The sequence below is a fragment of the Enterobacter cloacae complex sp. 385G4 genome (genome assembly GCF_057320665.1).
In genome coordinates, this window is record NZ_JBXWDD010000001.1 from 848566 (window position 1) to 875315 (window position 26750).

Here is a 26750-nt window from a genome sequence, read left to right on the forward strand (position 1 = left end):
CATTAGGCGAACGTGCTGAGCTTGTGGCAAAATGGACAAATACAGAAAGCAAAACAGGCGCAAGGCACGAAACGTGTCAGCCTACTCTGGAGAATCACATGCAGCTTAAACGTGTGGCAGAAGCCAAACTGCCAACCCCATGGGGCGATTTCCTGATGGTGGGGTTTGAAGAACTGGCAACCGGACAGGATCATGTCGCGCTGGTCTACGGCGACATTTCAGGGCAGACGCCGGTGCTGTCCCGCGTCCATTCGGAGTGTCTGACCGGCGACGCGTTGTTCAGCCTGCGCTGTGATTGCGGTTTCCAGCTCGAAGCTGCCCTTACCCATATTGCCGAAGAAGGCCGCGGCGTGCTGCTCTATCACCGTCAGGAAGGTCGTAACATTGGTCTGCTGAATAAAATCCGCGCTTACGCGCTGCAGGACCAGGGCTACGATACGGTGGAAGCCAACCACCAGCTCGGTTTTGCCGCCGATGAACGTGATTTCACCCTCTGCGCCGATATGTTCAAGCTGCTGGGCGTGGACGAGGTTCGCCTGCTGACCAATAATCCCAAAAAGGTGGAAATCCTCACCGAAGCCGGGATCAACATCGTCGAGCGCGTACCGCTGATTGTCGGCCGCAACCCGAAAAATGCCCACTATCTCGATACCAAGGCGGCTAAAATGGGCCATCTTCTGAAAGAGTGAAAGTAAAAAGCCCGGCACAGATGCCGGGCTTTTTTTATCAATCCAGCATTTTACGAATCACATAATGTAAAATGCCGTCGTTCTGGTAGTAGGTCAGTTCGGTTGCCGTATCAATACGACACCGGCATTCCAGTACCTCACTTTTCCCGTCTGCTCGCGTAAGCTTCACCGGCACCGTTTTGCCCGGCTGCAGGTTTTGCAGGCCGCTAATATCAATCTGCTCTTCCCCCGTCAGGCCCAGCGTTTTGCGCGTGACGCCCTGAGGGAACTCAAGCGGCAGGATCCCCATGCCAATCAGGTTCGAGCGGTGAATACGTTCAAACGACTCGGCGATGACCACGCGAACGCCAAGCAGTCGCGGACCTTTCGCCGCCCAGTCACGACTGGAGCCGGAACCGTACTCTTTCCCGGCGATCACCGCCAGCGGCGTACCTTCCTGCTGATATTTGACGGCTGCGTCATAAATCGACACGATTTCCGTCCCCGGAAGATGGCGCGTCATCCCCCCTTCCACGCCCGGAACCATTTCGTTACGAATGCGGATGTTGGCAAACGTCCCACGCATCATCACTTCATGGTTACCGCGGCGCGATCCGTAGGAGTTAAAATCGCGGCGCTCCACGCCCCGGCTTTGCAGATAACGGCCCGCCGGGCTGTCGGCTTTGATGCTCCCCGCCGGAGAGATATGGTCAGTGGTGACGGAATCCCCCAGCATCGCCAGTATGCGCGCCCCGTGAATATCCTGAAGCGGTGCAGGCTCGGCCAGCATTTCATCAAAGAACGGCGACAGGCGGATATAGGTGGAATCGTCCTGCCAGTCATAGGTGTCCGAGCCCACAACGTTGATGGCTTTCCATTCCGGCGTGCCTTCAAACACTTCCGCATACTCTTTGCGGAACATCTCGGTGGAGACCTTTTCAACGGCCATCGCAATTTCACGTGAGGACGGCCAGATATCTTTCAGATAGACCGGCTCATTCTTGCGGTCGTGACCAATAGGATCGGTAGCCAGGTTGATATTCATGTTCCCGGCGAGCGCGTAGGCCACCACCAGCGGCGGCGAAGCGAGCCAGTTGGTTTTCACCAGCGGATGAATACGTCCTTCAAAGTTACGGTTACCTGAAAGGACTGCGCCAACCGTCAGATCGCCCTGCTTGATCGCCGTTTCAATAGGTTCAGGCAGCGGGCCGGAGTTACCGATGCAGGTGGTACAGCCATAGCCCACGAGGTTAAAGCCCAGCTCATCAAGATACGGCGTTAGCCTGGCCTGCGCCAGGTAATCCGAGACCACTTTGGAGCCCGGTGCCAGAGAGGCTTTGACCCAGGGCTGTGGTTTCAGCCCCAGCTCAACCGCTTTTTTAGCAAGCAGGCCGGCAGCCATTAATACGCTGGGGTTTGAGGTGTTGGTGCAGGAGGTAATGGCTGCTATGACAACCGCGCCGTCCGGGAGCTGATACTGATGTCCGTTCAGAACATAGTCGATTGGGCGATGGTCCTTCTTCGCCACGTTAACTTCCAGCTCGTTGCTTGCGGCAAACGCTTTTGGCACGTCGCTTAACGCTACGCGATCCTGCGGACGCTTCGGACCGGCGAGGCTCGCCTCAACGCTTCCCATGTCAAGCGCAAGCGTGCTGGTAAATACCGGCTCATCCCCCGGATTGCGCCACATGCCCTGCGCTTTGGTATACGCCTCCACCAGCGCCACCTGCTCTTCGCTGCGTCCGCTCAGGCGCATGTACTCCAGGGTGACGTCATCAATGGGGAAAAATCCGCAGGTTGCACCATATTCTGGCGCCATGTTGGCGATGGTCGCGCGGTCAGCCAGCGGCAGCGAATCCAGCCCGTCACCGTAAAATTCAACAAATTTTCCCACCACACCATGCTTACGCAGCATCTGGGTTACGGTGAGCACCAGATCGGTGGCGGTAATGCCTTCAGACAGCTTCCCGGTGAGCTTAAAGCCCACAACATCAGGGATAAGCATGGAGACCGGCTGACCGAGCATGGCGGCTTCCGCTTCGATACCGCCGACACCCCAGCCCAGCACGCCGAGGCCGTTAATCATGGTGGTGTGGGAATCTGTACCCACCAGCGTGTCCGGATAAGCCACCCACTCTTTGTCCTGCAATTCACTCCAGACGGCTTTACCGAGATATTCAAGGTTAACCTGGTGACAAATACCGGTGCCGGGTGGAACCACGCTAAAGCGGCTGAACGCCTGCTGACCCCACTTCAGGAAGACGTAACGCTCGTGATTTCGCTCCATCTCGAGACGCACGTTCTCGCCAAAGGCATCGTCATCACCGAAGTGGTCAACGGTTACGGAGTGGTCAATCACGAGGTCGACGGGTGAAAGCGGGTTCACTTTAGCCGTATCGCCGCCGAGGCGTTTAACCGCCTCACGCATGGCGGCGAGATCCACCACGGCAGGAACGCCGGTGAAGTCCTGCATCAGGACCCTTGCCGGGCGGTAGGCAATTTCTCTGTCGGCATGGGCATTCTTAAGCCACCCTGCCAGCGCCTGAATATCGTCGAGGGTAACGGAGTCACCGTCCTGCCAGCGCAATAGATTTTCCAGCAAAACTTTCAAGGACTTGGGTAAACGCGAAATGTCCCCAAGCGTTCTGGCAGCCAGCGGCAGGCTATAGTAGTGCCAGGTTTTATTTTCTGCCTGTAACGTGTCCTTACTGGCTTCGCGTAGGGTTAACGACATAAGCTCCTCCTTAATTACAGAGATGTCCTGACAATCATCAGGGCCGTAATTAAAGATAACACAAAGATGTCGTAACGTTTTGATAACAACCCAAATTGATAAATTTAGGAATGGTCCAGAGGAGGATAAAACAAAAAACCCCGCCGCAGCGAGGTTTTGTGATTTAGTGGACGGCCAGCCAGATGAGCTGACTCCAGAACAGAATCGACAGGGTAAAAACGCCGATCCATGACCAGTATTTTTGAGACATCATGTTATTCATCATAGGGACACCAGGCATTATTTATTAAACATTCCGAGGCAGGTCCTCGTGCTATATTGCTGATGTGTATTTATTAAAGAGTACAAAGGCGCATAGTCATTATTCAGACTAACTGCATCATTACGCAATAAACTAAATTATTGTTTTTTGGGTTCGTCTTCCGCGAACACATCAATAAAAGCCTGCTGCTGCGGCGTCAGTTTCCAGGATGCTGGCACTGCTGTTGCAGGCGCTTTGCGTCCCTTGTGAACAGTGTCATGATGCTGACACATCCGCTTTGCCGTTTCTGTACGTACCGTCACTGCCATATTCAACCCCAATATTTCCAGGCCAGGAGAGCAACCATCACCCAGAACAGGGCGGAAACGAGAAAGACCGCCAGCCAGGCTTTACGCTTGAGCGCAGGATCCCTTTGCGGTTCTTCACTTCCTGAAGGCATTGCTAACCTCATACAATCGATATCGCTTATCATTTAGGACCAAACAATTGGTGCAATTAATCATCTGTTGAGATAAATCCTAAAGAAACTTTAGCCGAAAAGCCAGTGAATTTACGCATCAAGAGGCATGAAATATTCAATCTTTTGACCAGAAATAAATATTTGAAAAGAAAAATTTGCGTAGCCGTTAATTAGTTTCTATTTTTGTCGCCAATTCACGACATTAAAGCCACACAAATTAAAAGGATAATGACAATATATGGCAGGGGAAGTGCAGATGATGATAATTCTAATTTAGCTTTAAGCCGATATTTCGGTATCTTTCCCTCAGGGAAAGATACCGGGTGTGATTATTTTTCGGGGAGTTTGATATCTTTAAACATCTCTTCGATATCTTCATTTGATCGTAATGCCACGGCGGTATCCACCACGTCACGCGTTAAATGCGGTGCAAAGCGCTGAATAAAATCATACATATAGCTTCGCAGGAAGGTACTGCGGCGGAAGCCAATTTTTGTCGTGCTGTGGCTGAAAATATCATGCGCATCAAGACGCACCAGGTCAGGGTCCGACACCGGGTCGACCGCCATGCTGGCGATCACCCCTACCCCCAGGCCAAGCCGTACATAGGTCTTTATGACGTCGGCATCGGTGGCGGTAAAGACAATCCGCGGCGTTAACCCGGCCCGGTTGAAGGCGGTATCAAGCTCAGATCGTCCGGTGAAGCCAAACGTGTAGGTGACCAGAGGATATTGCGCCAGCTCTTCGATTGACACCGACCCTTTGCCCGCCAGCGGATGATCCGGGGTCACCACAATGGAGCGGTTCCAGTGATAGCACGGCAGCATGACCAGATCGTCATAGAGATGGAGCGCTTCCGTCGCGATGGCAAAATCTGCATTGCCCTTCGACACCGCCTCCGCAATTTGCGTCGGCGACCCCTGGTGCATATGCAGGGAGACGCGCGGATAACGCTCGATAAAGCCCTTGATAACGCCCGGTAGCGCATAGCGCGCCTGGGTGTGCGTCGTGGCAATATACAGCGAGCCTTTATCCGGCCAGGTATGTTCCCCCGCCACAGACTTAATCGCATCGACTTTGGAAAGGACTTCCCGCGCAATACGGATGATTTCCTGCCCCGCTGGCGTTACCTGGGTAAGGTGCTTACCACTGCGGGCGAAAATCTGAATACCTAATTCATCCTCGAGCATGCGAACCTGCTTGCTGATGCCCGGTTGCGAGGTATATAGCCCCTCGGCGGTGGAAGAGACATTAAGGTTGTGATTCACCACCTCAACGATATAACGAAGCTGCTGTAATTTCATGCCAGACCATCCGATTTAGCGCACACGGTCAATCGCTTAAGACGATTTGATAATAAAAAAAGTGTTAACTATAACCACTATATCACTTATAGCCTGACTGTATAGTACGGAACAAAAAATAATAATAAGGTAATAAAAAAGGGCCGGAAGTCCGGCCCTTTCACGGGTAAGCTACGGTTAAGAAATATTATTTCTTGCCTTCAACCCATTTGCCATCGACAAAGAAGGCGGACCATCCGGTCGCTTTACCCTCTTTCTCTGCCGCAACGTACTGCTGCTTCGTTTTACGGCTAAAACGGACCACCGTCTTATTGCCTTCAGGATCCTGCTGTGGCGCATCGGCCAGATAACGCAGCTTCTCAGGCAGACGATCGCGGAAGCGATGCAGCTCTTCCACCAGCGGGGCGCGCGTTTCACGCGATTTCGGGAAGGTGTTGGCGGCCAGGAAGACACCTGCGGCACCATCACGCAGCACGAAGTACGCGTCGGATTTTTCACACGGCAATTCTGGCAGCGGAACCGGATCTTCCTTCGGCGGAGCAACCTCACCATTGCGCAGAATTTTGCGCGTGTTCTTACACTCGTCGTTGGTGCAGGCCATGTACTTACCGAAACGCCCCATTTTCAGGTGCATTTCAGAGCCACACTTCTCGCACTCCACAATCGGGCCGTCATAGCCTTTAATGCGGAACTCACCCTCTTCGATCTCATACCCGTCGCACGTTGGGTTGTTACCACACACGTGCAGCTTACGTTTAGGATCGATCAGATAGCTGTCCATCGCCGTGCCGCATTTTTTGCAGCGGCGTTTCGCGCGCAGGGCGTTGGTTTCCGCATCATCACCTTCCAGCACGTTGAGAACTTCGTTCTCCGGCACCAGGTTGATGGTTGTTTTGCAGCGCTCTTTTGGTGGCAGCGCATAGCCTGAACAGCCAAGGAACACGCCCGTTGTCGCAGTACGGATCCCCATCTTGCGGCCGCAGGTCGGGCAGTCGATGCTGGTCAGAACCATCTGGTTAGGCAGCATGCCACCCTCTTCAGGATCTTTCTCCGCTTTCTCAAGCTGGTTGGTAAAGTCCCTGAAGAAGCTATCGAGAACCTTCTTCCACTCCGCCTTGTGACTGGCCACTTCGTCGAGGCTGTCTTCCATCTGCGCGGTGAAGTCGTAGTTCATCAATTCGCGGAAGTTAGCTTCCAGACGGTCAGTGACAATCTCACCCATTTTTTCGGCATAGAAACGGCGGTTCTCTACGCGAACGTAACCGCGGTCCTGAATGGTCGAGATGATTGACGCGTAGGTTGACGGACGACCAATCCCGCGTTTTTCCAGCTCTTTAACCAACGACGCTTCACTAAAGCGAGCAGGCGGCTTGGTGAAGTGCTGGGCCGGAACCAGGTCGACAAGCGACAACTCGTCGCCTTTGTTTACCGCAGGCAGCGTACGGTCTTCATCACCTTTACGCAGCGCAGGCATCACTTTCGTCCAGCCGTCGAAACGCAGAATACGACCGCGTGCCTTGAGGCGGAAGTCGCCCGCGCCAACGGTCAGCGTAGTGGAATCATATTTCGCTGGCGTCATCTGACACGCGACAAACTGACGCCAGATCAGCTGATACAGCTTCTGGGCGTCGGCTTCCATATCCTTCAGCGACTCGGCTAAAACAGAGACATCAGAGGGACGAATCGCTTCGTGCGCTTCCTGAGAATTCTCTTTGCTGGCGAACTGGTTGGCGCTTTCCGGCAGGTATTTTTTACCGAAGTTGTCGCTGATGTAGCCGCGCACCATGTTCACCGCGTCCTGGCTCAGGTTGGTGGAGTCAGTACGCATGTAGGTGATGTAACCCGCTTCATACAAGCGCTGGGCCATCATCATGGTTTTCTTCACGCCGTAACCCAGACGGGTGCTCGCCGCCTGTTGCAGTGTGGACGTGATAAACGGCGCGCCAGGCTTGCTGCTGGTCGGCTTATCTTCGCGTTCCAGTACCTGATAGCGCGCTTTTTCCAGCAGCGCCACGGCGGCCATGGTCTGATCGCGGTTTTCAGGACGGAAAGGCTTATCGTTGTGATGGCTTACCTGCAGCGGCAGCGCATCACCGCCCGGGGTGGTGACATTGGCGTCAACTTCCCAGAACTCTTCCGGCACGAAGGCTTTAATTTCGCGTTCACGCTCAACGACAAGACGCACGGCTACAGACTGCACGCGTCCTGCAGACAGGCCGCGGGCAATCTTTTTCCACAGCAGGGGAGAAACCATGTAGCCCACAACGCGGTCCATAAAGCGACGCGCCTGCTGGGCGTTCACACGGTCGATATTCAGCTCGCCCGGCTTCTCAAACGCCTGACGAATCGCATTCTTTGTAATTTCGTTAAACACTACGCGGCTGTAGCGTTTGTCATCCCCGCCGATCACTTCCCGCAGGTGCCACGCAATGGCTTCCCCTTCGCGGTCAAGATCGGTTGCGAGATAGATGTGGTCTGCTTTTTCAGCAAGCTGCTTCAGCTCGTTAACGACTTTTTCTTTCCCGGGCAGCACTTCATATTGTGCATCCCAGTTGTGCCATGGGTTAACACCCATGCGGTTGACAAGCGCGCTACGTTCATCCTTTTTAGGCTTTTTAGCCCCTTTGGTGGAGGTAGAGTCTGCGCTCTTTTTGCTGGCTGAGCCACTGGTCGGCAAATCGCGGATGTGACCAACGCTGGACTTAACCACGTAGTCATTACCCAGATACTTATTGATCGTTTTGGCTTTTGCCGGGGACTCAACGATGACGAGAGCTTTACCCATATTCACCTTTACCTAATTTAATTCTTCCAGGAATACGCCGCACGTTGATTTCCCTTCCGCTGACGACGAGCCAATGATATTGCGACTGCGTCAGGGGATATCAACCCCTATGTCTTACCGAACGTCAGAATGGCGACATCCAGGTCATTGAGTTTTCGGGTATTTTTCTCACATCTCGTATAATTCGTGACGAATTCCCGGTCGAATGTCAAGCAATTCTGTTGCCAGAATGACGAAAGCGCACACTCTACCTGATAAAATTCGTTACGCAACTTTATTAGCATGCAAAAGCAAATCCCGCCAACCTGCCCTCTGCATCTTATCCCCTCACATTACAGGGAAAATTTGCCCCCAAAGCGCCCCCGGCGTAGACTATTGTCACTGTTTAAGGAGTGGATTATGCAGAATACGACCCAACCCATTGACCGAGCCTCTCTGCTTATCGAAGCAAACAAGCTTATTCGTGACCATGAAGATACGCTGGCAGGCATTGAAGCCACCGGCGTTGAGCAACGTAATGGCGTGCTGGTTTTCAGCGGCGAATACTTCCTTGACGAGCAGGGGTTACCGACCCCGAAAAGCACTGCCGTGTTTAATATGTTTAAATACCTGGCGCATACGCTTTCAGAGAAATATCACCTGGTCGACTAATGCAAAACGCGAGGCATATGCCTCGCGTTTTTGTTTACAGCAGCGGTTTTTGTCCGCGCTGTAACCAGCGAAGCAGCAGGCGGTCCGCGCTTTCCGCCGCACTGTTGGTAAAGCGGTCCATCAGCCGTTTGCGCTGTATAAAGCGCACGCCTACCAGTTCCCGGCCTTCCATCAGGTTGAGCAGCAGGTCATCACTGGTACCCACTTCATCCACCAGCCCTTTTTCCTGCGCCTGGATGCCGTACCAGTGCTCACCGGTCGCCACCTGTTCAATATCCAGCGTTGGGCGCATGCGATGTACGAAGTCTTTAAAGAGATGGTGAGTTTCATTCAGATCTTCACGGAATTTTTGGCGCCCCTCTTCCGTGTTTTCCCCCAGCAGCGTCAGGGTGCGTTTGTACTGACCCGCCGTGTGAAGTTCGATATCAATCTCTTTATTTTTCAGGAAGCGGTTAAAGTTAGGGATCTGTGCGACCACGCCAATGGAACCTATGATGGAAAACGGCGCCGCAACGATTTTGTCCGCCACGCAGGCCATCATATAGCCGCCGCTCGCCGCGACTTTATCTACCGCCACGGTAAGTGGGATCTGCTTCTCGCGCAGACGCTGCAGCTGTGAAGCGGCCAGCCCGTAACCGTGTACCACCCCGCCCGGGCTCTCAAGACGCACCACCACCTGATCCTGCGGCGTTGCTACAGCCAGAACCGCAGTCACCTCTTCGCGCAGCGAAGCGACTTCATGCGCATCCATGCTGCCTTTAAAATCGAGCACATAGACGCGGGGTTTTGCGTCGCCCTGCGGCGTCGCGAGCTTTGCCTTCGCCTTCGCGGCTTTGGCTTCCTGCTTGTGTTTTTTCTTCTGGGCTTTCAGCCACAGCTTCTGCTGATGGCTATCGAGCAGCGAGAGGGACATCTCTTCCTGCATCTCTTTATACTGCTCGCTCAGGCGGGTGATGCGTAACTCCCCACGCTGACGCTTGCGCTGCGTCAGGTTGACAATCAGAACGGCAACCACGGCAATGGCAATCACCACCGTCGCGATTTTGGCCAAAAACAACCCATATTGAGAAAGTAATTCCACGCGTTCCACCTTGATTTAACCACGAATCTTTCACGGCAGTGTACAACAGCCCTGCCCCTGCGTCTCGCCCGTGACATTACCTCTGCGAGCCGTCTTCAGGAATCCCCGCGCTGCGGTTTAAATATTTGCAAATTGTTAATTTTGCAGCAATGCGTCCTGTAGACTGATTGAATTCTCACGCTAATTCGGGCATAAAGCCGAAAAGTCATTATGAAGGCGTGATTGAGACACCGTGCGCCTGAGGAGTCACCGTGCATTATCAACCGCAAAAAAACCTGCTGCAGAACCGAATCATTCTTGTCACCGGCGCCAGCGATGGTATTGGTCGCGAAGCGGCCCTGACGTACGCTGAATATGGCGCAAGCGTAATTCTGATTGGGCGTGACGAAGAAAAGCTCAAAGGGGTCGCTCAGGAAATTGAGGCCGCAGGCGGGACACCTGCCCCCTGGTACACGCTCGATTTGCTGACCTGCACCCCAGCGCTCTGCCAGGAGCTTGCTCACCGTATCAGTACCCACTACCCACGTCTTGACGGCGTACTGCACAACGCCGGTTTGTTAGGTGAAGTGCGTCCAATGGATGAACAGGATCCTGAAATCTGGCAGCAGGTAATGCAGGTTAACGTTAACGGTACTTTTTTCCTCACGCAGGCCTTGCTTCCTTTATTACTCAAATCCGAGTCTGGATCTCTGGTCTTCACCTCTTCCAGCGTAGGCCGCGAGGGACGCGCAAACTGGGGGGCTTATGCTGTCTCAAAATTCGCGACCGAGGGCATGATGCAGGTGCTGGCGGATGAGTATCAGAGCCGCCATCTGCGCGTAAACTGCATTAATCCGGGGGGTACGCGCACCAGCATGCGCGCCAGCGCGTTCCCGACGGAAGATCCGCTGAAGCTGAAAACCCCGGCAGACATTATGCCGCTCTATCTCTGGCTGATGGGCGACGACAGCCGCCGCAAAACCGGAATGACCTTTGATGCCCAGCCGGGCCGCAAACCGGGAATTTCGCAATGAGTGAAGAACGTCATCAGCAGCGACAGCAGCGTCTGAAGGAACAGGTTGACGCGCGCGTCGCGGCAGCTCAGGAGGAGCGTGGGATCGTCATCGTTTTTACCGGCAATGGTAAAGGCAAAACTACTGCCGCGTTTGGCACCGCTACGCGCGCCGTCGGCCACGGGCAAAAAGTGGGGGTCATCCAGTTTATCAAAGGGGAATGGCCCAACGGTGAGCGTAATTTGCTTGAACCTCACGGCGTTGAGTTTCAGGTGATGGCGACCGGGTTTACGTGGGATACGCAGAACCGGGAAACCGATACCGCAGCCTGTCTGGCCGTCTGGGAGCACGCTAAAAGAATGCTGGCCGATCCCTCGCTGAATATGGTGCTACTGGATGAGATCACCTATATGGTCGCCTACGACTACCTGCCGCTGGAGGAGGTGCTGGATGCACTGAAGAGCCGCCCTGCGCACCAGACGGTTATCGTTACAGGTCGTGGGTGTCATCGTGAGATTCTGGAGCTGGCAGATACCGTCAGCGAGCTGCGTCCGGTCAAGCATGCGTTTGATGCAGGCATCAAAGCACAAATTGGCATTGATTACTAAAGAAAAAGCCCGGTGAATTCACCGGGCTTTTTCGATTAACCGTTGTTATTCCGGCTGCCAGAGCGACGATTGCTGTTCACCTGGCTGTGGCGTTTCACCGCACGACGGATCTGATTCGCCTTCATACGACGACGATCTTTCTCCACCGCCACTTTAGAAGTGGTTTCCGGCGTCAGGCCAACCAGCTCGCGCAGGTAGTTAGTCTGGGTAAGATCCAGCTCGGTATAACCACCGCGCGGCAGACCTTTCGGCAGCAGAATGTCGCCGTAGCGAACGCGGATCAGGCGGCTAACCTGCACGCCTACCGCTTCCCACAGACGACGCACCTCACGGTTACGGCCTTCGGTCAGGGTAACGTTGTACCACTGGTTAATCCCTTCACCACCGGTAAATTTGATGGTTTTGAACGCCGCAGGGCCGTCTTCCAGCTGCACGCCACGCGACAGATCGCGCAGTTTAGTTTCATCGACCTGGCCGAAGACGCGAACGGCGTATTCACGCTCAACTTCACGGCTTGGGTGCATGAGACGGTTTGCCAGTTCACCATCGGTGGTGAACAGCAGCAGACCGCAGGTGTTCACGTCCAGACGACCCACCGCAATCCAGCGGGCGCCGCGCAGTTTTGGCAGACGGTCAAACACCGTTGGACGACCTTCCGGGTCGTTGCGCGTACACAGCTCGCCTTCCGGCTTGTAATACGCCAGCACGCGGCAGATCTGTTCCGCGGACTCTTTCACGGAGATAAGATGACCGTCAATGCGGATCTTGAGCCCCGGTACGATTTCTACGCGGTCACCCAGCGTGGCGATTTTACCGTCCACACTCACGCGGCCCGCTTCTATAATGGCTTCGATTTCACGGCGTGAGCCGTGGCCGGCACGCGCCAGCACTTTCTGTAACTTCTCGCTCATTGAGCTTCCTCAGGTGTCGCCTTCACAGGCGTCGAATCAGGTCAAAAGCAGAGCCGAGCCCTGCTTTGATGGCCGCGTAGTATATCTGCTTACACCTTTACAAGAAAGGCTTAACATCACCCACGCCTTCACGAATCACTTCAGGCGCGTCTTCGGTCAGATCCACAACGGTAGTCGGCTGCTGGCCGAGATAACCTCCGTGAATAATCAGCTCCACCACCTTCTCCAGACGATCTTTTATCTCCTCCGGATCGGACTCGGTAAACTCGCTTCCCGGCAGCATCAGCGAGGTGGAGAGCATCGGCTCGCCGAGGGTTTCCAGCAGCGCCTGGGCAATCGGGTTCGACGGCACGCGCATGCCGATAGTCTTACGCTTTTCCTGCAGCAGGCGACGCGGCACCTCCTTCGTCCCTTTCAGAATAAAGGTGTAGTTGCCCGGCGTATTGTTCTTAATCAGGCGAAACGCCACGTTATCAACATACGCATAGGTCGACAGCTCAGAGAGATCGCGGCACATCAGGGTAAAGTTATGGCCGTCCGGCAGCTGACGAATACGGCAAATGCGTTCCATCGCTCCTTTATCTTCAATTTTACAGCCCAGCGCGTAGCCGGAATCGGTCGGGTAGACTATCACGCCGCCTTTGCGGACGATCTCCACGGCCTGGTTAATCAGACGTGGCTGCGGATTGTCCGGATGGATATAGAAAAACTGACTCATACTTCCCTCTCTTCAATTTGCTGCGGCTGCTCCCAGAGCTGCCAGACCGGCTCAACGCCAGCGGGTAGCCAGAGCTTGCGTCCCAGCTCGATCCACGCGCAGGGCTGGTGGAAATCAGAGCCCTGTGACCCTAGCAGGCCAAACTGGCGGGCGTAAGTCGCGAGCTGCGCGCGCTCGTTGGGCGCCTGCTGACATTGGGCGACTTCCATCGCCTCGCCACCGCATTCGGCAAAGTGCGCCAGCAGCCGTTTCAGCCATTTAGCAGAAAGATTATACCGTCCCGGATGGGCCAGCACGGCCTTACCGCCAGAATGATGAATGACATCAATAGCTTGTTTTATTGTACACCACTGTGGCGGAACGTATCCGGTTTTCCCGCGCGCCAGATACTTTTTAAAGACATCCGCCATGGTCGTCGCTTTGCCCGCTTCAACCAGAAAGCGGGCGAAATGACCGCGGGTGACCGCCCCGCCGTTCGCCAGCTTTTGCGCACCTTCCAGCGCGCCCGGAATATGCGCCTTCTCCAGACGCTCGCCGATCATCTCCGCGCGCTGGTTGCGGCGCGTTTTTTGTTCTTGCAAAAAGGCAAGAAGTGCCGGATGTTCTATATCAATGTTCAGGCCAACGATATGAATCTCATGGTTTTCCCAGACGGTCGAGATCTCGACGCCGGGCACCAGATTCAGCGCCAGCCCGCTGCGGGCGATCTCGGCGCGCGCCGCCGGAATGGCGTCGGTGGTATCGTGATCGGTTATCGCCAGCGTGCCGACACGCATTTCAACCGCGCGATGAACCAGGGCTTCGGGTGTCAGCAGGCCATCAGAGGCCTGAGTATGGCTGTGTAAATCATAAATAATCGCGTAGGTGGTATCGCTCAAAGCACTTCCCATAACAGGTTGGAGACATCCGAAAACACCATGATACCGACTTAACGTGAAATTCTGAAATCAAGGGTTGACAATACGCCATCGAACTAGTTAACTAGTACGCAAGTTCACACGAGAAAGGTATCTGAAAATGACAGCACATTTCACTCTGCACGGTTGGTGGCGCACTTCCTGATCTTCGGGCAGTGTCACGCATCTGCGAAATGCAAACAGATACCCGCCCGCTACCCAGCGGGCTTTTTTTTGAACAGAATAAATGAGAACCACAACATGCAAACAGCCAAACCTCATCTCGAACTGTTGACCTGCGAGGCGGTCTATCGCCACAACCCGACCGCGCTGTTTCATCAGGTGTGCGGCGCGCGTCCGGCGACGCTGCTGCTGGAGTCTGCGGATATCGATAGTAAGGACGATCTGAAAAGCCTGCTGCTGGTCGACAGCGCGCTGCGCATTACCGCGTTAGGTGACACCGTCACCATTAAGGCGCTCTCTGATAATGGCGCATCGCTGCTGCCGCTGCTGGATGCGGCTCTGCCCGCGGGCATCGATAATGAACGTCACCCGGACCTGCGAATTCTGCATTTCCCACCGGTAAGCCAGCTGCTGGACGAAGACGCGCGCCTCTGCTCGCTGTCCGTGTTCGATGCCTTCCGCCTGCTGCAAAATCTTGTCACCGTGCCGGAAGATGAGCGCGAAGCAATGTTCTTCGGCGGGCTGTTTGCTTACGACCTGGTCGCCGGTTTTGAAGATTTGCCGGAAACCGAGCAGGGCAACCGCTGCCCGGACTACTGTTTCTACCTGGCCGAAACCCTGCTGGTGATCGACCATCAGAAAAAATATACCCGCATCCAGGCAAGCCTGTTCACGCCGTCTGCGTCTGAGAAAAACCGCCTTGAGCATCGCATCGCTCAGCTCCGGCAGCAGATGACGGAAGCGCCGCCTGCGCTGCCGGTACAGCACGTGGAAAAAATGACATGCGACGTTAACCAGACCGACGATCAATACGGGGCCGTGGTTCGCCAGATGCAAAAGGCTATTCGCGCCGGGGAGATTTTCCAGGTTGTGCCGTCCCGCCGTTTCTCGCTGCCCTGCCCGTCACCGCTGGCGGCTTACGACGTGCTGAAGAAGAGCAACCCGAGCCCATATATGTTTTTTATGCAGGACAATGATTTCACGCTGTTCGGCGCCTCGCCGGAAAGCTCGCTGAAGTACGACGCCACCAGCCGCCAGATTGAGATCTACCCGATTGCGGGCACCCGTCCGCGTGGCCGTCGTGCCGATGGCTCGCTGGACCGCGATCTGGACAGCCGCATCGAACTTGAAATGCGAACCGACCACAAGGAGCTCTCCGAACACCTGATGCTGGTTGACCTGGCGCGTAACGACCTGGCGCGCATTTGCACCCCGGGCAGCCGCTACGTGGCAGACCTGACCAAAGTTGACCGTTACTCCTTCGTGATGCACCTGGTCTCCCGCGTGGTGGGTGAACTGCGCAGCGACCTCGACGTGCTGCACGCCTACCGTGCCTGCATGAATATGGGCACCCTGAGCGGCGCGCCGAAGGTGCGTGCCATGCAGCTTATCGCCGAAGCGGAAGGACGTCGTCGCGGGAGCTACGGCGGCGCGGTAGGTTACTTCACCGCACACGGCGACCTTGATACCTGCATCGTGATCCGCTCCGCCTACGTCGAAGACGGTATTGCCACCGTTCAGGCCGGCGCCGGGATTGTTCTTGACTCTGTTCCGCAGTCTGAAGCTGACGAAACCCGCAGTAAAGCACGCGCGGTATTGCGCGCCATCGCTACCGCACACCACGCACAGGAGATTTTCTGATGGCTGACATTCTGCTGCTCGATAATATCGACTCCTTTACCTATAACCTGGCAGATCAGCTGCGTGCGAATGGTCACAACGTCGTTATCTACCGCAACCACGTTCCGGCTCAGACCCTGATTGACCGTCTGGCGACCATGCAAAACCCGGTACTGATGCTCTCTCCGGGGCCGGGCGCGCCGAGCGAAGCGGGCTGTATGCCCGAACTGCTGACCCGTATGCGCGGCAAGCTGCCGATTATCGGTATCTGCCTTGGTCACCAGGCAATCGTGGAAGCCTACGGCGGTTACGTCGGCCAGGCGGGCGAGATCCTGCACGGAAAAGCCTCCAGCACTGAACATGACGGCCAGGCAATGTTTGCCGGGCTGCCGAATCCGCTCCCGGTCGCGCGCTATCATTCGCTGGTCGGCAGCAACATTCCGGCCGGGCTGACCATTAACGCCTCGTTTGAAGGGATGGTGATGGCGGTACGCCACGATGCGGATCGCGTCTGCGGGATGCAGTTCCACCCGGAATCTATTTTGACCTCCAATGGCGCCCGCCTGCTGGAGCAGACCCTTGACTGGGCGTTGCAGAAGCTGGAGCAGACCAACACCCTGCAGCCGATTCTGGAAAAACTGTATCAGGCCCAGACCCTGAGCCAACAGGAGAGCCACCAGCTTTTTTCCGCCGTGGTGCGCGGCGAGCTGAAGCCTGAGCAGTTGGCGGCGGCGCTGGTGAGCATGAAAGTGCGCGGCGAAAGCCCGCAGGAGATCGCCGGTGCGGCCACCGCGCTGCTGGAAAATGCCGCTCCGTTCCCGCGCCCGGACTATCAGTTTGCGGATATCGTCGGGACCGGTGGCGACGGCAGCAACAGCATCAATATTTCGACCGCCAGTGCCTTTGTCGCCGCAGCGTGTGGACTGAAAGTGGCAAAACACGGTAACCGCAGCGTCTCCAGCCGTTCAGGCTCGTCCGATCTGCTGGCCGCGTTTGGCATCAATCTGGAGATGAATGCCGAGCGTTCGCGTGAAGCGCTGGACGATTTGGGCGTTTGCTTCCTGTTTGCGCCGAAATATCACACCGGTTTCCGCCACGCGATGCCGGTTCGCCAGCAGCTTAAAACCCGCACGCTATTTAACGTGCTCGGCCCGCTGATCAACCCGGCCCATCCGCCGCTGGCATTAATTGGCGTTTACAGCCCTGAGCTGGTCCTGCCGATTGCCGAGACGCTGCGCGTGCTGGGTTACAAACGCGCCGCCGTGGTGCACAGCGGCGGAATGGATGAAGTTTCGCTGCATGCGCCGACGCTGGTGGCCGAGCTTAACGATGGTGAAGTACTCAGCTATCAGCTTGAGGCGTCTGATTTCGGCTTAACGCCGTACCATCAGGAAGCGCTGGCAGGCGGTACGCCGGAAGAAAACCGTGACATTCTGACGCGCTTACTACAAGGTAAAGGTGAGGCCGCTCATGAGGCCGCCGTGGCTGCCAACGTCGCCATGCTGATGCGTTTGCACGGTGAGGAAGACCTGAAGGCCAATGCTCAAAAAGTTCTGGATGTACTGCGCTCCGGTGCAGCTTACGATCGCGTTACCGCACTTGCGGCAAGAGGGTAAAGAATGCAGACCGTTTTAGCGAAAATCGTTGCCGATAAGGCCATCTGGGTGGAAGCACGCAAAGCAGAGCAGCCGCTTGCCAGTTTCCAGAATGACGTCGTCCCGAGCAGCCGTCGTTTCTATGACGCCCTGCAGGGTGCACGTACCGCCTTTATTCTGGAGTGCAAAAAGGCCTCTCCCTCAAAAGGCGTTATTCGTGACGATTTCGACCCGGCGCGTATCGCCGGTATTTATAAGCATCATGCGTCGGCAATCTCCGTGCTGACGGATGAGAAATATTTCCAGGGCAGCTTCGATTTTCTGCCGATCGTCAGCGGCATCGCACCGCAGCCGATCCTGTGCAAAGACTTTATTATCGACCCGTATCAGATCTGGCTGGCGCGTTTCTACCAGGCCGATGCCTGCCTGCTCATGCTCTCGGTACTTGATGACGAACAGTATCGCCAGCTTGCTGCCGTGGCGCACAGCCTGAAAATGGGCGTGCTGACCGAAGTGAGTAACGAAGAAGAGCTTGAGCGCGCCATCGCGCTGGAAGCCAAAGTGGTCGGCATCAACAACCGCGATCTTCGCGACTTGTCGATTGACCTGAACCGCACCCGCCAGCTGGCGCCGCGTCTGGGTGCGGGCGTCACGGTGATCAGCGAGTCCGGCATTAACAGCTACGCCCAGGTGCGCGAGCTGAGCCACTTCGCCAACGGTTTCCTGATTGGCTCCGCCATGATGGAACATGACGACCTCAATGCGGCGGTGCGTCGCGTGCTGCTGGGTGAAAACAAAGTCTGCGGCCTGACCCGCGAACAGGATGCGCTGGCCGCGTATGAGGCAGGAGCAATATATGGCGGTTTAATCTTCGTCGACACCTCTCCTCGAGCAGTCAATGAGGAACAGGCCCGTAAGGTAATCGCGGCGGCCCCGCTGAGCTATGTTGGCGTGTTCCGCAATGCGGATGTCGCAGACGTTGTGGCAAAAGCCGACGCGTTATCCCTGAGTGCCGTTCAGCTCCATGGCGATGAAGATCAGGCGTATATCAATGCCCTGCGAGACGCGCTTGCACCGCAGGTTCAAATCTGGAAAGCACAAAGCGTGGGCACCACCCTGCCCGCACGTAATCTTCACCACGTTGACAAATACGTGCTCGACAACGGCCAGGGCGGCACCGGACAACGTTTTGACTGGTCGCTGCTGAACGGCGAAAAGCTGGACAACGTCCTGCTGGCGGGCGGACTAAGCCCGGATAACTGTGTGGAAGCCGCGAAAACCGGCTGCGCAGGCCTCGATTTCAATTCAGGCGTAGAGTCGCAACCGGGTATCAAAGATGCCAGCAAGCTGGCCTCGGTGTTTAAAACTCTGCGTGCATATTAAGGAAGAGAAGATGACGACATTACTTAACCCGTATTTTGGTGAATTCGGCGGGATGTACGTTCCGCAAATCCTGATGCCCGCGCTGCGCCAGCTGGAAGAAGCGTTCGTGAGCGCGCAGAAAGATCCGGCGTTTCAGGCGGAGTTTACCGACCTGCTGAAAAACTACGCCGGGCGTCCAACCGCGCTGACCAAATGCCGCAACCTGACCGAAGGCACCAAAACCACGCTGTATCTTAAGCGTGAAGATCTACTGCACGGCGGCGCGCATAAAACTAACCAGGTGCTGGGCCAGGCGCTGCTCGCGAAGCGTATGGGTAAAACCGAAATCATCGCCGAAACCGGCGCGGGCCAGCACGGCGTGGCTTCTGCGCTCGCCAGCGCCCTGCTCGGCCTGAAGTGCCGCATCTATATGGGTGCTAAAGACGTTGAGCGTCAGTCGCCGAACGTGTTCCGTATGCGCCTGATGGGTGCGGAAGTGATCCCGGTGCACAGCGGTTCTGCGACGCTGAAAGATGCCTGTAACGAAGCGCTGCGCGACTGGTCCGGCAGCTACGAAACCGCGCACTATATGCTCGGCACCGCGGCAGGTCCTCACCCGTTCCCGACCATCGTGCGCGAATTCCAGCGCATGATCGGTGAAGAGACCAAAGCGCAGATCCTTGAAAAAGAGGGTCGCCTGCCGGATGCAGTCATTGCCTGCGTCGGCGGCGGGTCTAACGCCATCGGCATGTTTGCCGATTTTATCGACGAAACCCGCGTAGGGCTGATTGGCGTCGAGCCTGCCGGTCATGGGATTGAAACTGGCGAGCACGGCGCGCCGCTGAAGCATGGCCGCGTGGGGATCTACTTCGGCATGAAAGCCCCGATGATGCAGACCGATGAAGGGCAGATTGAAGAGTCTTACTCAATTTCTGCCGGACTGGACTTCCCGTCCGTTGGGCCACAGCACGCGTTCCTGAACAGCACGGGGCGCGCGGACTATGTCTCCATTACCGATGACGAAGCGCTGGAAGCCTTCAAAACGCTGTGCCGCAGCGAAGGGATCATCCCGGCGCTGGAGTCTTCTCACGCGCTGGCGCACGCGCTGAAAATGATGAAAGAGAACCCGGAAAAAGAGCAACTGCTGGTGGTGAACCTTTCCGGTCGCGGTGACAAAGATATCTTCACCGTTCACGATATTTTGAAAGCACGAGGGGAAATCTGATGGAACGCTACGATAACGTATTTGCAGAACTGAAATCCCGCCAGGAAGGCGCGTTCGTCCCCTTCGTTACCCTTGGCGACCCGGGCCCTGAGCAGTCTCTGAAGATTATCGACGCCCTGATTGAAGCCGGCGCCGACGCGCTGGAGCTGGGTATTCCGTTCTCCGATCCGCTGGCGGATGGCCCGACCATCCAGAACGCCACCCTGCGCGCCTTTGCGGCAGGCGTGACCCCAACCCAGTGCTTTGAAATGCTGGCGGCGATCCGCCAGAAGCACCCAACCATTCCAATTGGCCTGCTGATGTACGCCAACCTGGTGTTCAACCGTGGTGTTGATGAGTTCTATGCCGAATGCGCGCGCGTGGGTGTCGACTCGGTCCTGGTAGCAGACGTGCCCGTGGAAGAGTCCGCGCCGTTCCGCCAGGCTGCGATGCGTCACAATGTCGCCCCTATTTTCATCTGCCCGCCTAACGCCGATGATGAACTGCTGCGCCAGATAGCCTCTTACGGGCGCGGGTATACCTATTTGCTTTCGCGCGCGGGCGTGACTGGCGCCGAGAATAAAGCTGCACTGCCGCTGCATCATCTGGTGGAAAAGCTGGCCGAGTACCATGCCGCGCCTCCGCTGCAGGGCTTTGGGATTTCATCTCCCGACCAGGTCACGGCGGCGATTGACGCGAAGGCGGCGGGCGCCATCTCCGGCTCCGCGATTGTGAAGATCATCGAGAAGAACGTGGACAAGCCCGAGCAGATGCTGGCCGAGCTGAAGGCGTTTGTGACTGCCATGAAGGCGGCGACGCGTAAAGCCTGACCCCTCCACCGTCTGGCATCCCTGCCAGACGGTTGCCCTCTTTTTTACACTTCCTTTTGTTTTACAGCGTTCCACTCCAATGAAATAAACGGAACATAAATACTGAATTGCACTTATCAACAGATTAGCGAGAAAAAAGCTGACGACATAGCGTCATGCGGTGCCGCGGGGTATAGAAATCAACCAATTTTCAAGGGATTAAATGTGATACATCATCTCGACGATAATAAGAAGCAATGCTAGAATGGCATCGAGGTCAGGTAAAGCCTTCCAATTATATCTATACAAATATCCGTAAGGTTTGAAGATGGATTTATACTTTTCGATTTACTTAGTTTTCACATGCTTAGCCTTGGCAATTGTGATTTTTAGCCTACCGCTATTCAAATTTATAGATGAAGATACTGAACCGACAAGGTCAAACAGTATAGATGGTATGAGATACGTCCTTGCCTCATTTGTCATATTTCATCATATGGATTGTGCTTATACATTTATTAAAAAAGGCAATTGGGCTCCGACATCAGACTTGTTGCTCTATTTTGGGCGATACGGGGTTGCTTTATTTTTTATGATTACAGCTTTTTTGTTTTGGGGGAAAATCAGAAAAGCAAATGAAGTGGATTGGATTGAATTATATAAAAAACGCCTTTACAGAATTGCACCGCTATCCGTATTTTGCTCCATAGCAGCTCTATCTTTACTTTTCTTATTAACCGAACGAAATGAATTTTCTCTTAGTGTAATAAACAACGCGCTTTCCTGGTTTGATTTGGGACTCTGGAATGACAAACCGCCGGTCACTACTTTCCAGTATCCTTTTATGGCTCTGGCTGGGGTGACGTGGACACTGCGCTGGGAATGGATTTTCTATTTCTCTCTTCCGTTGTTATATATGTTCAAAAAATGGTCCTTTGAATTAACCATTTTTCTTTTTGCCTTCTCCGTATATTTTCTTCCAGGCTTTACGAACGATTCATCTTTGTGGTCTTATTTTTTCATCGGAATGTTATGCCGGGAAATCAAAGACAGAATAGTCATAACAAAAAAACTGGCCAATGCTGCTTTGATTTGCACGATTCTTATAACCCTGTTAGCGCAACCAACACTTTACGGTCCTTCTGAGAAACTATTCCTCTGCGCGATATTCTTTTCAGTAGTTTCAGGCGCGAATCTTTTTGGTTTTTTAATTACCAAAGCAGCCATTCGTCTCGGTGCAATAAGCTACAGTTTATATTTGACGCAAGGGTTGATTTTATTCCCTTTAATCCTTCACTTCAAAACAAACAATGAACCAGAGTTAAATGTTCATACTTTTGTGATCTTAGTCTTATGCTACGCGGCAATATGCTTTCTATCTTCCATTACTTACCACTTTATTGAAAGACCTTTCATAAAGAAAATGAGCATTAGTAGCATAAAGAAAGTATACGAGAAATAATCATCTCCGGCGCGCAGGCGCCGGAGATTAAAGTCATTATTATATGATTCATTGGTTTTATTTTTATGATATACCATAGCAGGTGTTTCTAACCCCTGAGATTTAAGCCCCCCTCTCAGGCGTTAGACTCACTTTGTTACACCACGCCATCCAACGGTTATCTTCTGGAGCAAGCTTGAAAGTAAATGTTGAGAATATACGGTTTACAGTGAGTTGCAAGTTTCGATGACGGAGGTCATAAAAGGTGTAAGTAATTGGAAAATCTCTGTTGAGAACTTTTAGATATTTAGAAAAAGATATATATTCCAGTCCGCTTAATTCACTTACACCTTCTGAGTTCAGAGGCTTATTCATGTCATGGCAATCCTTCAAACAGACTTACCTGGTTAAGTTCTGGTCACCTGTTCCGGCCGTCATCGCGGCAGGCATTCTCTCTACTTATTATTTCGGCATTACCGGCACCTTCTGGGCCGTCACCGGTGAATTCACCCGCTGGGGTGGGCAACTGCTGCAGCTCGCAGGCGTACACACCGAAGAGTGGGGATACTTCAAACTCATTCACCTGGACGGTACCCCGCTTACCCGTATCGACGGGATGATGATCGTCGGCATGTTCGGCGGCTGCTTCGCTGCGGCGCTGTGGGCAAACAACGTTAAGCTGCGCATGCCCAAAAGCCGCGTTCGCATCATGCAGGCGGTAGTCGGGGGTATGATTGCCGGGTTTGGCGCCCGCCTGGCGATGGGCTGTAATCTGGCCGCGTTCTTTACGGGGATTCCGCAGTTCTCCCTTCATGCCTGGTTTTTTGCCGTGGCCACGGCGATTGGCTCTTACTTCGGAGCAAAATTCACCCTTCTGCCGCTGTTCCGCATTCCGGTGAAAATGACAAAAGTCAGCGCGGCGTCCCCGCTAACCCAAAAACCGGAGCAGGCAAAGCGCCGTTTCCGCCTCGGAATGCTGGTCTTTTTCGCCATGGTGGCATGGGCGCTCTGCACCGCCCTGAACCAGCCTAAGCTCAGTCTGGCGATGCTGTTTGGCGTGGGTTTTGGTCTGCTCATTGAACGCGCGCAGATCTGCTTCACCTCCGCGTTTCGCGATATGTGGATCACCGGACGCACGATGATGGCGAAGGCGATTATCGCCGGGATGGCGGTCAGCGCCATCGGCATCTTCAGCTATGTTCAACTGGGCGTCGAACCGAAAATCATGTGGGCCGGTCCTAACGCGGTCATTGGCGGCCTGCTGTTCGGCTTCGGGATCGTGCTGGCTGGCGGATGTGAAACCGGCTGGATGTATCGCGCCGTCGAAGGCCAGGTGCACTACTGGTGGGTGGGGCTGGGTAATGTGATTGGCTCGACGATCCTGGCGTACTACTGGGATGACGTGTCACCCGTCCTGGCCACCCGCTGGGATAAGGTTAATCTGCTGAATACCTTCGGACCTCTCGGCGGCCTGCTCGTCACCTACGCCCTGCTGTTGGTCGCTTTTTTACTGGTCGTCGCACAGGAGAGACGTTTCTTCCGCCGTGCGAGCGTTAAAACAGAAACGCAGGAGAATGCAGCATGAAAGAGATCGTGCCTGATTATCGTCTGGATATGGTTGGCGAGCCCTGTCCCTATCCGGCGGTGGCTACGCTTGAAGCGCTGCCGCAGCTTAAGAAAGGTGAAATTCTGGAGGTGGTCAGCGACTGCCCGCAGTCCATCAACAACATACCGCTGGATGCGAAAAACCACGGTTATACGGTGCTGGATATCCAGCAGGATGGTCCAACCATTCGCTATCTGATTCAAAAATGATCGCTAAGGGCCTCGTCAGGGGCCTTTATCGTATTGAATTATAAGACATCTTGATCCACGACAAAAACGTTATTTATGACTTAAGTAAAATCTCATTTCCCTTTTGAAGGAGGTTTTCGCGGTTTGATGTATTTACGAGCTTTACTGGTCTTCGCCTTATTGATTCCCTTCCACGCGCTGTCCCTGAATTTCTCTTCTACTTTCCTGCGTCTTAATTGTCCGCAAAGAGGACTTGTCGAGGTTATTCTGCACGTTTATGACCACACTCAGGAACGGTGGCGCGGCCATTTTGAAACCGGTGCGGGGCATAAACGTGCGGGTGATACCGAAATGATCCCGTTTGCCAACGGCGATATTCTCTTCCATTCCGTATCCAGCGACGCTTTCAGCTATTTATATGATGGGGAAACGATCCTGAGGCACTGCGTAAAGCTCGATGAGCGGCCGGTTTATCCGTCGTTTTGACGTGAGCAAAGCAAACTGGCCACCCTGTGGCCAGTTTGACGGGGGATCAGAAACGATAACCCGCAGAGAACATAAACACCCACGGATCCAGACGCGTATTGATGCTTTGCTGCTCGCCGCCCGCCTTGAAGCGTACGTCCGTATCAATATCCATATACCAGACCGAGGCGTTGATCAGCCAGTCGCGGTTAATCAGATAATCCAGACCAACCTGCCCAGCCATACCCCACGAGTCTTTCAGGCTGAGATCGGAGAGTCCTGCCTCTTTACCGGTATCGTTGAATTTCTCATCGAAGAAGGTGGTGTAGTTCACACCCGCGCCAATATATGGACGCACCTTGCTGCTGGCATCGCCAAAGTACCATTGCGCCATCAGCGTTGGCGGTAAATGGTGAACCGTGGCGATATCACCGGTCGCACCAAGACCGACACGGTGACGGAACGGCGTTGCCGCCAGAAGCTCAACCCCAACGTTATCCGTCGCCATCCAGGTGAATGTTAAACCTAACTGGGTGTTGTTACTGACGTTAAAACCGCCCATACCCAGCACGTTATCCGATCCTTCAGTTGGGCGAACCGTAGCCGAACCGGCACGAATAAAGAATTCGCCTGCTTCATGCGCATACGCGCCGCCAGAGAGACTGCTTAATACAAGGGCTGCCACCGCTAATTTTTTCATATCCTCTCCATCGTTGTGGTTTTAATCGCGGATGAGAATATACTCACAAAAGAGTAATAAGTGATCTGCCACAGATCACATTAAAACCAGTAAGTTAACATTCATTGATCTGGGTTAATTTTTTGTGGCGCTTTGAAAAGCAATAAGTTGTTTCTATGTCAATTTTTGGCATTTCACAGTTACAAAATTTTCTGTTTTCTCCCTCTTGCTCTTCCTCTGTCGGCTGGATAATTTATCGCTCTCACAAGTTGATTTGATGCGTTCTTTTTTTGCAGGTGTGCCATGAGTGAAGTTAACCCGTGCATGACGTGCGGAGCCTGTTGTGCGTATTTTCGAGTCTCTTTCTACTGGGCTGAAGCCAGCGATGGCGGCGGTACCGTTCCGGTTCATCTTACTGAGCCGTTAACCCCCTTTCTACGCTGCATGAGCGGCACCAATCAAAAGCAGGCCCGCTGTGTCGCGCTGCAGGGTGAGCCCGGGGTTTCGACCCGGTGCGCAATCTATGAGGATCGCCCCAGCCCGTGCCGGGAATTTGCCATGTCGGGGGAAGATGGGCAGGTCAACGAAGCCTGTAATCGCGCCCGCGCGCGCTTTGGATTACCGCCGCTTTACAAAGATATGCTTTTCCATACAAGCCTTGATGCTGCCACAGCAGGTTCATCCGGTGTACAATTGCCGGCTAATTAACACCTGCAATACGCAAGGAGAGTGCATGTCTATCACGGCGAAGTCTGTCTACCGTGACACGGGAAATTTTTTCCGCAATCAGTTCATTACCTTTTTACTGATCGCGTTGCTTTGCGCCTTTATCACTGTGGTGCTGGGTCATGCGTTCTCACCGAGTGAAGAACAGATTGCCAGCCTGAGCCAGGGCGACCATCTTGCAGGAAGCGTTGGGCTATTTGAACTGGTGCAAAACATGACGCCAGAGCAGCAACAAATTCTGCTCCGGGCGTCTGCCGCATCCACGTTTTCTGGCCTGATTGGTAACGCCATTCTGGCGGGCGGCGTTTTGCTGATGATCCAACTGGTGTCGGCGGGCCACCGGGTCAGCGCCTTGCGGGCGATTGGTGCCAGCGCGCCGGTCTTACCTAAGCTGTTTATTCTGATCTTTTTAACCACCATGCTGGTGCAGATGGGAATTATGCTGGTTGTGGTGCCGGGCGTGTTACTGGCTATTGTGCTCGCTTTTGCCCCAGTAATGGTCGTTCAGGATAAAATGGGAATTTTTACCGCGATGCGCAGCAGCATCCGACTCGCATGGGCTAATATGCGTCTGGTGGCTCCCGCAGTCATTGCCTGGCTGCTGGCAAAAACGCTCCTGCTCCTGTTTGCTCCGAATTTTGCGGTATTAACCCCGAACGTTGGCGCGGTGGTCGCGAATACACTGAGCAACCTGATTTCAGCGGTGCTGCTTGTCTATCTGTTCCGCCTGTATATGTTAATTCGTCAGTAACCCTGATGCCGGGTGCATTACAGGGTCCGGCTCAACAAAGAAGATGGAATC

28 protein-coding genes and 1 other annotated feature are annotated in these 26750 nt (G+C 54.4%); of the genes, 16 read left to right on the forward strand and 12 right to left on the reverse strand.

Annotation, left to right across the window (positions count from 1 at the left end; genetic code table 11):
• Positions 1 to 98: 98 nt before the first annotated feature.
• Positions 99 to 689: a GTP cyclohydrolase II gene (gene ribA, locus AC2FAJ_RS04220; protein WP_028013401.1), complete on the forward strand. Its 591-nt coding sequence runs from the start codon at positions 99 to 101 to the stop codon at positions 687 to 689.
• A gap of 37 nt (positions 690 to 726) precedes the next feature.
• Here ribA and acnA read toward each other — a convergent pair whose 3' ends face one another.
• The 6 genes from acnA to topA all read right to left on the reverse strand — a co-directional run bounded on the left by acnA (position 727) and on the right by topA (position 8213).
• Positions 727 to 3402, reverse strand: a complete 2676-nt coding sequence (gene acnA, locus AC2FAJ_RS04225; protein WP_045630537.1) for an aconitate hydratase AcnA — start codon at positions 3400 to 3402, stop codon at positions 727 to 729.
• Between the two features lie 163 nt (positions 3403 to 3565).
• Positions 3566 to 3664, reverse strand: coding sequence for a small membrane protein YmiC (gene ymiC, locus AC2FAJ_RS04230; protein WP_032644994.1), 99 nt, complete (start codon positions 3662 to 3664; stop codon positions 3566 to 3568).
• Between the two features lie 137 nt (positions 3665 to 3801).
• A complete protein-coding gene (locus AC2FAJ_RS04235) occupies positions 3802 to 3972 on the reverse strand; it encodes a hypothetical protein (RefSeq protein WP_032644881.1) in 171 nt (56 codons plus the stop codon).
• A 2-nt stretch (positions 3973 to 3974) separates the two neighbouring features.
• Complete coding sequence (locus tag AC2FAJ_RS04240) at positions 3975 to 4115, reverse strand: YmiA family putative membrane protein (protein ID WP_213743510.1); 141 nt, start codon at positions 4113 to 4115, stop codon at positions 3975 to 3977.
• Positions 4116 to 4453: 338 nt separating this feature from the next.
• The gene (cysB, locus tag AC2FAJ_RS04245; protein WP_028013403.1) at positions 4454 to 5428 is read right to left on the reverse strand and encodes an HTH-type transcriptional regulator CysB; all 975 of its coding nucleotides are present in this window, start codon (positions 5426 to 5428) and stop codon (positions 4454 to 4456) included.
• A 187-nt stretch (positions 5429 to 5615) separates the two neighbouring features.
• Positions 5616 to 8213: a type I DNA topoisomerase gene (gene topA, locus AC2FAJ_RS04250; protein WP_485453858.1), complete on the reverse strand. Its 2598-nt coding sequence runs from the start codon at positions 8211 to 8213 to the stop codon at positions 5616 to 5618.
• A gap of 399 nt (positions 8214 to 8612) precedes the next feature.
• Between topA and AC2FAJ_RS04255 the strand changes: the two genes are divergently transcribed.
• The gene (locus AC2FAJ_RS04255) at positions 8613 to 8864 is read left to right on the forward strand and encodes a YciN family protein (RefSeq protein WP_003856804.1); all 252 of its coding nucleotides are present in this window, start codon (positions 8613 to 8615) and stop codon (positions 8862 to 8864) included.
• A gap of 34 nt (positions 8865 to 8898) precedes the next feature.
• On the opposite strand, the gene sohB is transcribed toward AC2FAJ_RS04255, so the two are convergent.
• Complete coding sequence (gene sohB / locus AC2FAJ_RS04260) at positions 8899 to 9945, reverse strand: protease SohB (protein WP_485453859.1); 1047 nt, start codon at positions 9943 to 9945, stop codon at positions 8899 to 8901.
• Positions 9946 to 10196: 251 nt separating this feature from the next.
• On the opposite strand from sohB, the gene AC2FAJ_RS04265 reads away from it, so the two are divergent.
• Positions 10197 to 10958 carry a YciK family oxidoreductase gene (locus tag AC2FAJ_RS04265; RefSeq protein ID WP_485453860.1) on the forward strand — a complete coding sequence of 254 codons (762 nt, stop codon included), beginning with the start codon at positions 10197 to 10199 and terminating at the stop codon, positions 10956 to 10958.
• Positions 10955 to 11545 (forward strand): cob(I)yrinic acid a,c-diamide adenosyltransferase, encoded by a 591-nt coding sequence (cobO, locus tag AC2FAJ_RS04270; RefSeq protein ID WP_060571745.1) that lies wholly within the window; start codon positions 10955 to 10957, stop codon positions 11543 to 11545. Before AC2FAJ_RS04265 ends, cobO begins: the two co-directional genes overlap by 4 nt.
• A 35-nt stretch (positions 11546 to 11580) precedes the next feature.
• Here cobO and rluB read toward each other — a convergent pair whose 3' ends face one another.
• The 3 genes from rluB to rnm all read right to left on the reverse strand — a co-directional run bounded on the left by rluB (position 11581) and on the right by rnm (position 14052).
• Entirely contained in the window at positions 11581 to 12456 is an 876-nt protein-coding gene (rluB, locus tag AC2FAJ_RS04275; RefSeq protein ID WP_060571744.1) for a 23S rRNA pseudouridine(2605) synthase RluB, read from the reverse strand.
• 97 nt (positions 12457 to 12553) lie between these two features.
• Entirely contained in the window at positions 12554 to 13174 is a 621-nt protein-coding gene (locus AC2FAJ_RS04280) for an L-threonylcarbamoyladenylate synthase (protein WP_003856793.1), read from the reverse strand.
• A complete protein-coding gene (gene rnm, locus AC2FAJ_RS04285) occupies positions 13171 to 14052 on the reverse strand; it encodes an RNase RNM (RefSeq protein WP_028013409.1) in 882 nt (293 codons plus the stop codon). The genes AC2FAJ_RS04280 and rnm overlap by 4 nt, the downstream gene beginning before the upstream one ends.
• Before the next feature lie 139 nt (positions 14053 to 14191).
• Here rnm and trpL point away from each other — a divergent pair, with 139 nt between their 5' ends.
• From trpL to AC2FAJ_RS04320, 7 genes are all read left to right on the forward strand, one after another.
• Positions 14192 to 14236: a trp operon leader peptide gene (gene trpL, locus AC2FAJ_RS04290; protein ID WP_106993556.1), complete on the forward strand. Its 45-nt coding sequence runs from the start codon at positions 14192 to 14194 to the stop codon at positions 14234 to 14236.
• Positions 14213 to 14306: a sequence feature (Trp leader region), on the forward strand. It overlaps the preceding gene by 24 nt.
• A gap of 25 nt (positions 14307 to 14331) precedes the next feature.
• The gene (locus AC2FAJ_RS04295) at positions 14332 to 15894 is read left to right on the forward strand and encodes an anthranilate synthase component 1 (RefSeq protein WP_063942357.1); all 1563 of its coding nucleotides are present in this window, start codon (positions 14332 to 14334) and stop codon (positions 15892 to 15894) included.
• Entirely contained in the window at positions 15894 to 17489 is a 1596-nt protein-coding gene (gene trpD, locus AC2FAJ_RS04300; RefSeq protein ID WP_485453861.1) for a bifunctional anthranilate synthase glutamate amidotransferase component TrpG/anthranilate phosphoribosyltransferase TrpD, read from the forward strand. Before AC2FAJ_RS04295 ends, trpD begins: the two co-directional genes overlap by 1 nt.
• A gap of 3 nt (positions 17490 to 17492) precedes the next feature.
• The gene (trpCF, locus tag AC2FAJ_RS04305; protein ID WP_041909630.1) at positions 17493 to 18851 is read left to right on the forward strand and encodes a bifunctional indole-3-glycerol-phosphate synthase TrpC/phosphoribosylanthranilate isomerase TrpF; all 1359 of its coding nucleotides are present in this window, start codon (positions 17493 to 17495) and stop codon (positions 18849 to 18851) included.
• Between the two features lie 10 nt (positions 18852 to 18861).
• Positions 18862 to 20055, forward strand: a complete 1194-nt coding sequence (trpB, locus tag AC2FAJ_RS04310; RefSeq protein ID WP_028013413.1) for a tryptophan synthase subunit beta — start codon at positions 18862 to 18864, stop codon at positions 20053 to 20055.
• Positions 20055 to 20864 (forward strand): tryptophan synthase subunit alpha, encoded by an 810-nt coding sequence (gene trpA, locus AC2FAJ_RS04315; protein WP_041909626.1) that lies wholly within the window; start codon positions 20055 to 20057, stop codon positions 20862 to 20864. Before trpB ends, trpA begins: the two co-directional genes overlap by 1 nt.
• Positions 20865 to 21171: 307 nt before the next feature.
• Entirely contained in the window at positions 21172 to 22305 is a 1134-nt protein-coding gene (locus AC2FAJ_RS04320; RefSeq protein ID WP_041909624.1) for an acyltransferase family protein, read from the forward strand.
• Positions 22306 to 22407: 102 nt separating this feature from the next.
• On the opposite strand, the gene AC2FAJ_RS04325 is transcribed toward AC2FAJ_RS04320, so the two are convergent.
• Positions 22408 to 22659 (reverse strand): hypothetical protein, encoded by a 252-nt coding sequence (locus AC2FAJ_RS04325; RefSeq protein WP_155963350.1) that lies wholly within the window; start codon positions 22657 to 22659, stop codon positions 22408 to 22410.
• Between AC2FAJ_RS04325 and yedE the strand changes: the two genes are divergently transcribed.
• From yedE to AC2FAJ_RS04340, 3 genes are all read left to right on the forward strand, one after another.
• Positions 22658 to 23869, forward strand: coding sequence for a selenium metabolism membrane protein YedE/FdhT (gene yedE / locus AC2FAJ_RS04330; protein WP_485453862.1), 1212 nt, complete (start codon positions 22658 to 22660; stop codon positions 23867 to 23869). The genes AC2FAJ_RS04325 and yedE overlap by 2 nt on opposite strands.
• Positions 23866 to 24099, forward strand: a complete 234-nt coding sequence (gene yedF, locus AC2FAJ_RS04335; protein ID WP_003856774.1) for a sulfurtransferase-like selenium metabolism protein YedF — start codon at positions 23866 to 23868, stop codon at positions 24097 to 24099. The genes yedE and yedF overlap by 4 nt, the downstream gene beginning before the upstream one ends.
• Positions 24100 to 24225: 126 nt before the next feature.
• Positions 24226 to 24564, forward strand: a complete 339-nt coding sequence (locus tag AC2FAJ_RS04340) for a hypothetical protein (RefSeq protein WP_071530987.1) — start codon at positions 24226 to 24228, stop codon at positions 24562 to 24564.
• 46 nt (positions 24565 to 24610) lie between these two features.
• On the opposite strand, the gene ompW is transcribed toward AC2FAJ_RS04340, so the two are convergent.
• Positions 24611 to 25243: an outer membrane protein OmpW gene (gene ompW / locus AC2FAJ_RS04345; RefSeq protein ID WP_045260668.1), complete on the reverse strand. Its 633-nt coding sequence runs from the start codon at positions 25241 to 25243 to the stop codon at positions 24611 to 24613.
• Between the two features lie 282 nt (positions 25244 to 25525).
• On the opposite strand from ompW, the gene AC2FAJ_RS04350 reads away from it, so the two are divergent.
• Together AC2FAJ_RS04350 and AC2FAJ_RS04355 are read left to right on the forward strand one after the other, a co-directional pair.
• Positions 25526 to 25930: a YkgJ family cysteine cluster protein gene (locus AC2FAJ_RS04350; protein ID WP_045630545.1), complete on the forward strand. Its 405-nt coding sequence runs from the start codon at positions 25526 to 25528 to the stop codon at positions 25928 to 25930.
• A 25-nt stretch (positions 25931 to 25955) separates the two neighbouring features.
• Positions 25956 to 26699, forward strand: a complete 744-nt coding sequence (locus AC2FAJ_RS04355; protein WP_045630546.1) for a YciC family protein — start codon at positions 25956 to 25958, stop codon at positions 26697 to 26699.
• The last annotated feature ends 51 nt before the right edge of the window (positions 26700 to 26750 follow it).